This is a genomic window from Kitasatospora sp. NPDC022856 (genome assembly GCF_055561235.1).
In genome coordinates, this window is the sequence record NZ_JBVHHE010000096.1 from 1 (window position 1) to 6,920 (window position 6,920).

Consider the following 6,920-nt stretch of genomic DNA (forward strand, 5'->3'; position numbering starts at 1 on the left):
TACTGCAGGGGGGACCCTGTGGGAGAGTAGGACGCCGCCGAACAATCATTGTGAAGAACCCCCCGATCCGTACGGATCGGGGGGTTCTTTGCGTTTCCAGGGCAGACCCGGAAACGTGGAATTGCGGGTGTGGAACGGGCCGGGGGACTACAGGGCGAGCTTGAACCCGAGGTGCGAGGGGACGAAGCCGAGGCGCTCGTAGAAGCGGTGGGCGTCGGTCCGGGTCGCGTCCGAGGTGAGCTGGACGAGGTCGGAGCCGAGTTCGCGGGAGCGGTCGATCGCCCACCGGATCAGGTCGGTGCCGAGGCCGGTGCCGCGCTCGTCCGCGTGGATCCGGACGGCCTCGATGATGGTGCGGGTGGAGCCCTTGCGGGAGAGCCCGGGCACCACCGTCAGCTGGAGCGTTCCGACGGTCCGGCCGGCCCGCTCGGCGACCACGAGGTGCTGGTGCGGGTCGGCGTCGATCCGGGCGAAGGCCGTCCGGTAGGGGGAGAGGTCGTCGGGGCTCTCGCGGGCGGCGCCCAGGGGGTCGTCGGCGAGCATGGCCACTATCGCCGGCAGGTCGTCGGCGGTGGCGCGGCGGATCGTCAGGTCGTTCATGATCACAGCCTAGGCGAGCCCCTGGGGCGCGGAGGGGCCCGTCCGGGGCTCGGGTCCGTTCTCTGCCCGCCCCGCGCGCCCGCGGGGCCCGCCTGGGCCCGTCAGAGGCCGCCGAGAGGCCGCCGAGGGGGCCGCCCGGGTGTGCCCGAGGGGTGGAGCGGCGAGGTGATCCGGCGTCACTCGCCGGGCAGCGCGCTGGTGATGACGGCGAAGACCGCCCCGTGCGGGTCGAGGAGCTGGGCCAGTCGGCCGACACCGTGCACGTCCATCGCGGGGATGCGGACGGTCGCGCCCAGCTGGTCGGCCAGGGCGAGGGCGGCGTCCACGTTGGCGACCTCGAAGTAGGGGAGCCAGTGCGAGCCGGTGCCCGCGGCCGTCTGCTCGGGGCCGAGCTGCATGATGCCGCCGTGGGCGTCGTCGGTACCGCCGCCGGCCGGGGTGAGGACGGTGTACGCCACCTCGCCGAGCGGGACGTCCTGCTCCTGCCAGCCGAAGACGCCGCGGTAGAACTCCTTGGCCGCGTCGGCGTCGACGCTGTAGCACTCGGCCCAGCAGAAGGTGCCCTGATCGGTGACGGTGTCCAGGCCGCGGGTGGCGTGCGGCTGCCAGACGGCGAACTCGGCGCCGGTGGGGTCGCGGTAACCGGCCATCCGGCCGCTGTTGAAGACGTCGAACGGGGCGAAGCGGACGGTGCCGCCGCCGGCTTCGACGAGCGTGGTGGTCCGGTCGGCGTCGGGGGTGTTGAAGTAGATCGTCCAGCCGGGGCGGTCCGCGTTCTCGTTGAGCGGTCCGAGGGCGGCGACCGTGCGGCCGTCCTGCTGGAAGAAGCCGTAGCCGCCCCCTTCGGGCCCCGCCGTGGCGAAGGTCCAGCCGAACACGGTGTTGTAGAAGACCGCGGACGCGGCGATGTCCGGGCTGGCGAGGTCGAGCCAGTTCGGGGAGCCGGGGGTGAAGGCGGTGCTGAGCATGGTGGCGGTGCTCCTTGAACGGGCCCGTCGCGGCGGGGCACGGGCGGTGTCGGCGCCCCCCGCTGCCCTCCAGACTGGCATCAGGACGCCCGGTGTCGCACCCGGGCGGTACGGTGCGTAGCGAAACTGCACCCGCACGGATAAGGGGGGCCCGGTGGCCAGGCAGGCGCAGGCGGACCAGCCGCCGCTGCCGCGCCAGCTCGCTCAGGTCGAGGGCGTGCTGGAGCGGATCACCTATGCCAACGAGGAGACGGGCTACACCGTCGCCCGGGTGGACACCGGGCGCGGTGCGAACGACCTGCTGACGGTGGTGGGCGCGCTGCTGGGGGCACAGCCGGGGGAGTCGCTGCGGCTGCACGGGCGGTGGGGGTCGCACCCGCAGTACGGCAAGCAGTTCGTGGTGGAGAACTACACGACGGTGCTGCCCGCGACGATCCAGGGCATCCAGCGCTACCTCGGCTCGGGGCTCATCAAGGGGATCGGGCCGCGGTTCGCGGAGCGGATCGTGGAGCGGTTCGGGGTGGACACCCTGGAGGTGATCGAGAACGAGCCGGGCCGGTTGATCGAGGTGCCGGGGCTCGGGCCGAAGCGCACCAAGAAGATCGCGGCGGCCTGGGAGGAGCAGAAGTCCATCAAGGAGGTGATGGTCTTCCTGCAGGGGGTCGGCGTGTCGACGTCGCTCGCGGTGCGGATCTACAAGCAGTACGGGGACGGCTCGATCGGGGTGGTCAAGAACGAGCCGTACCGGCTGGCGTCGGACGTCTGGGGCATCGGCTTCCTGACGGCGGACCGGATCGCGCAGGCGGTGGGCATCCCGCACGACAGTCCGGAGCGGGTGAAGGCGGGCCTGCAGTACGCGCTGTCGCAGAGCAGCGACCAGGGGCACTGCTACCTGCCCGAGGAACGGCTGATCGCGGACGGGGTGAAGCTGCTCCAGGTGGACGTCGGGCTGGTGATCGACTGCCTGGCGGAGCTGGTGGCCGCGGAGGGGGTGGTGCGCGAAGCGGTGCCGGGGGAGGCGGGGGAGCCGATCACCGCCGTGTACCTGGTGCCCTTCCACCGGGCCGAGATCTCGCTGGCCAACCAGCTGTTGCGGCTGCTGCGTTCGGAGTCGGACCGGATGCCGTGGTTCGTGGACGTGGACTGGCCGGCGGCGCTCGGCTGGCTGGCGAAGCGGACGGGGGCGGAGCTGGCTCCGGAGCAGGAGCAGTCAGTGCGGTTGGCCCTGACGGAGAAGGTGGCGGTGCTGACGGGCGGTCCGGGCTGCGGCAAGTCGTTCACGGTGAAGTCGATCGTGACGCTGGCGCTGGCGAAGCGGGCGAAGGTCGTCCTGGCGGCGCCGACCGGCCGGGCGGCGAAGCGGCTGGCGGAGCTGACCGGGGTGGAGGCCTCGACGGTGCACCGGCTGCTGGAGCTGAGGCCGGGCGGGGACGCGGCCTACGACCGGGACCGCCCGCTGGACGCCGACCTGGTGGTGGTCGACGAGGCCTCGATGCTGGACCTCATCCTGGCGAACAAGCTGGTCAAGGCGGTGGCGCCGGGAGCGCACCTGCTGTTCGTGGGGGACGTGGACCAGCTGCCGTCGGTGGGCGCCGGCGAGGTGCTGCGGGACCTGCTGGCCGACGGCGGCCCGATCCCCTCGGTGCGGCTGACCAGGATCTTCCGGCAGGCGGCGCAGTCGGGCGTGGTGACCAACGCGCACCGGATCAACGAGGGCCTGCCGCCGTTGACGGAGGGCCTGCCGGACTTCTTCCTGTTCGTGGAGGACGACGCCGAGCAGGCGGCCGGGCTGACGGTGGACGTGGTGGCGCGGCGGATCCCGCAGCGCTTCGGGTACGACGCGCGCCGGGACGTCCAGGTGCTGGCGCCGATGCACCGGGGGCCGGCGGGCGCGGGGAACCTGAACACGCTGCTGCAGGCGGCGGTGACGCCGGCCCGGGAGGGGCTGGCGGAGCGCCGGTTCGGCGGCCGGACGTTCCGGGTGGGGGACAAGGTCACCCAGATCCGCAACAACTACGACAAGGGGCGCAACGGGGTCTTCAACGGCACCGTGGGAGTGGTGACCTCACTGAGCGTGGACGACCAGCGATTGACGGTGGTCACCGACGAGGACGAGGAGGTGCCGTACGACTTCGACGAGCTGGACGAGTTGGCGCACGCGTACGCGGTGACGATCCACCGGTCGCAGGGGAGCGAGTACCCAGTGGTGGTGATTCCGGTCACCACGTCCGCCTGGACGATGCTCCAGCGGAACCTGCTCTACACCGCCGTGACCAGGGCGCGGAAACTCGTAGTGCTGGTGGGGTCACGGAAGGCGATCGGACAGGCCGTTCGCACCGTCAGCGCAGGTAGGAGGCACGCCGCGCTGGATCATCGGCTGGCGACTGGATGATTCTCCAACGGATGGTTGCCTCTATTGTTCTCTTGACGTGAAGAGATTTACGGCAGAGCCTGGAGTGGTGCCGATCTTGTCCGGTTCGTACCGGCTGCGGCGGCAGGTTTTGTAGGGGCGGTCCCTTTCGGGCCACCCCGGGTGCGCGGCTGTCCGCCAGATGGGGGATGGTAGAGACAGTCAGGGCACCTTGGAAGAGGATTCATTTCGTCGGTGAGGAAGACGTGAGCGACAACTCGGTAGTACTGCGGTACCAGGACGGCGAGTACGAGTACCCCGTCGTCGAGAGCACTGCGGGCAACGCCGGCTTCGACATCTCGAAGCTGCTCCCGCAGACCGGCCTGGTCACCCTGGACAACGGCTTCGGTAACACCGCCGCGTACAAGTCCGCGATCACCTTCGTGGACGGTGACAACGGCATCCTGCGGTACCGCGGCTACCCGATCGAGCAGCTCGCCGAGCAGGGCAGCTTCATCGAGACCGCGTACCTCCTGATCAACGGTGAGCTGCCGACCGCGGACCAGCTGTCGGAGTTCAACCGCGAGATCACCCAGCACACCCTGCTGCACGAGGACGTCAAGCGCTTCTACCAGGGCTTCCCGCGCGACGCCCACCCGATGGCGATGCTGTCCTCGGTCGTCGGCGCGCTGTCCACCTTCTACCAGGACAGCCACAACCCCTTCGACGCCGCCCAGCGCCACCTGTCGACGGTCCGCCTGCTGGCGAAGCTGCCGACGATCGCGGCCTACGCGTACAAGAAGTCGGTCGGCCAGCCGTTCGTCTACCCGCGCAACGACCTGAGCTACGTCGAGAACTTCCTGCGGATGACCTTCGCCGTCCCCGCCGAGGACTACGAGCTCAACCCGGTCGTCGTGAACGCGCTGGACAAGCTGCTGATCCTGCACGCGGACCACGAGCAGAACTGCTCGACCTCCACCGTCCGCCTGGTGGGTTCCAGCCACGCGAACCAGTTCGCCTCGATCTCGGCCGGCATCTCGGCGCTCTGGGGCCCGCTGCACGGCGGCGCGAACCAGGCCGTGCTGGAGATGCTGGAGAGCATCCAGAAGGACGGCGGCGACGTCGACGCGTTCATTCGCAAGGTGAAGAACCGCGAGGACGGCGTCAAGCTGATGGGCTTCGGCCACCGCGTGTACAAGGCGTTCGACCCGCGCGCCGCGCAGGTCAAGCTGCTGGCGCACGAGGTGCTCGGCCAGCTCGGCAAGTCCGACGAGCTGCTCGACATCGCGCTCAAGCTGGAGGAGCACGCGCTCCAGGACGACTTCTTCGTCTCGCGCAAGCTCTACCCGAACGTGGACTTCTACACCGGCCTGATCTACCGCGCCATGGGCTTCCCGACCAGCATGTTCACCGTGCTGTTCGCCCTCGGTCGGCTGCCGGGCTGGATCGCCCACTGGCACGAGATGATCAACGACCCGACCAGCCGGATCGGCCGTCCGCGCCAGATCTACACCGGCACCGCGATCCGCGACTACGTGGGCCTCGAAGCCCGCTGACGCAGGACCTGAAAGGGCCCGGCCGCTTCACGCGGCCGGGCCCTTCACCGTCCCGCACGGGGGTGGGAGAGGTACAGCGCACGACTCCGGGGCGGCCGCAGCCGGGGACGGCCGCTCAAAGCGTCCCAGACCCGCCACACCCCGGCGTCGTGCGCGAAGGCCGCCAACCGTCGGCGACCGTCCCGGGGCCCGCCGGAGCCCCGTCGGCGGCAGTGGTGGCCGTGCGGCGACGTGATGCCGTTCGCCACGTCTCCGCCCACCGAAAAACTGCCGCACTACCAACCTAAGACGTATCAGGGTGCGAGAAGTTACGCCCGGGGGGTGTGAGCTGCCTCTCGCCACGCTCCGTGTGCGGGCTGTGGCCCGCCCATATCACACCTCCCGGCGGCGGCTACGTCACCCTCCCCGCAGTCACGGCAACCGAGCGTGATAGGAATCGTGGCATTCCGGTACGGACCGCCCCGCACCCTCGCAGCGTGGCGGCGGAACTGGGGAGGGAGTGCGCAGATGGCCAGGAACGTCGTCGTCACCGGTGGTGGCACGGGTATCGGGTACGAAGTGGCGCGGCGGTTCGCCGAGGCGGGCGAACGGGTGGTGATCGTCGGCCGTCGGCGGGCGGTGCTCGAACGGGCCGCGGCCGACCTCGGACCGAACGTCACCCCACTGGTCCGCGACCTCGCCGACCCCGACGACGTCGAGGCTGCGCTGGGTGAACTGCCGGAGCGGATCGACGTGCTGGTGAACAACGCCGGCAGCCGGGAGACCGTGATCGGTGGCGGGCCGCACGCCCTGCTGGCCCGCTGGCGCGGCGACTTCGAGCGCAATGTGCTGACCGTGGTGCTGCTGACCGAGTCCATCCGCGACCGGCTCACCCCGGGCTCGGGCCGGGTGGTCACGGTCAGCTCGATCGCCGCCCTGAGCGGCGCCGGCTCGTACGGGGCTGCCAAGGCCTCGCTGCACGCCTGGAACCACTTCCTGGCCGCGCAGCTCGGCACCTCGGGGATCACGGCCAACATCGTCGCCCCGGGCACCGTGGCGGGCACCGAGTTCTTCGGCCCCCGGCTGGACGAGGCCGAGGTGTCCCGCCGGGCGGCCCGGACGCTGCTCGGCCGGATCGGCGAGGCGGGCGAGGTGGCCGCGGCGGTCTACTTCCTGGCCTCGGCGGAGGCCGGCTTCATCACCGGCGAGATCATGCACTGCAACGGCGGCGAGCTGCTCGGGCGCTGACCGCTCCGGGAGACGCCGAGGGGCCCGCCACCGCACGCGCGGTGGCGGGCCCCTCGGCGTTGCGGGGGCGCGGTCTCAGGGCCGGTCGGCGGGCTGGAACCGGCGCAGCCGGAGGCTGTTGGTGACCACGAAGACGGAGGAGAAGGCCATGGTGGCGCCGGCGATCATGGGGTTCAGGAGGCCGGTGGCGGCGAGGGGGAGGGCGGCGAGGTTGTAGCC

General features: G+C 70.9%; 5 protein-coding genes. 3 read left to right on the forward strand and 2 right to left on the reverse strand.

Annotated elements, in window-relative coordinates:
- Positions 1-147 precede the first annotated feature (147 nt).
- Positions 148-600, reverse strand: coding sequence for a GNAT family N-acetyltransferase (locus ACZ34W_RS38135; RefSeq protein ID WP_329489902.1), 453 nt, complete (start codon positions 598-600; stop codon positions 148-150).
- 176 nt (positions 601-776) lie between these two features.
- Positions 777-1,568 carry a VOC family protein gene (locus tag ACZ34W_RS38140; RefSeq protein ID WP_465611027.1) on the reverse strand — a complete coding sequence of 264 codons (792 nt, stop codon included), beginning with the start codon at positions 1,566-1,568 and terminating at the stop codon, positions 777-779.
- 154 nt (positions 1,569-1,722) lie between these two features.
- On the opposite strand from ACZ34W_RS38140, the gene recD2 reads away from it, so the two are divergent.
- From recD2 to ACZ34W_RS38155, 3 genes are all read left to right on the forward strand, one after another.
- Complete coding sequence (recD2, locus tag ACZ34W_RS38145) at positions 1,723-3,960, forward strand: SF1B family DNA helicase RecD2 (protein ID WP_465611029.1); 2,238 nt, start codon at positions 1,723-1,725, stop codon at positions 3,958-3,960.
- 224 nt (positions 3,961-4,184) lie between these two features.
- Positions 4,185-5,474 (forward strand): citrate synthase, encoded by a 1,290-nt coding sequence (locus tag ACZ34W_RS38150; RefSeq protein ID WP_329489905.1) that lies wholly within the window; start codon positions 4,185-4,187, stop codon positions 5,472-5,474.
- A gap of 507 nt (positions 5,475-5,981) precedes the next feature.
- Positions 5,982-6,701, forward strand: coding sequence for an SDR family NAD(P)-dependent oxidoreductase (locus ACZ34W_RS38155; RefSeq protein WP_329489906.1), 720 nt, complete (start codon positions 5,982-5,984; stop codon positions 6,699-6,701).
- The last annotated feature ends 219 nt before the right edge of the window (positions 6,702-6,920 follow it).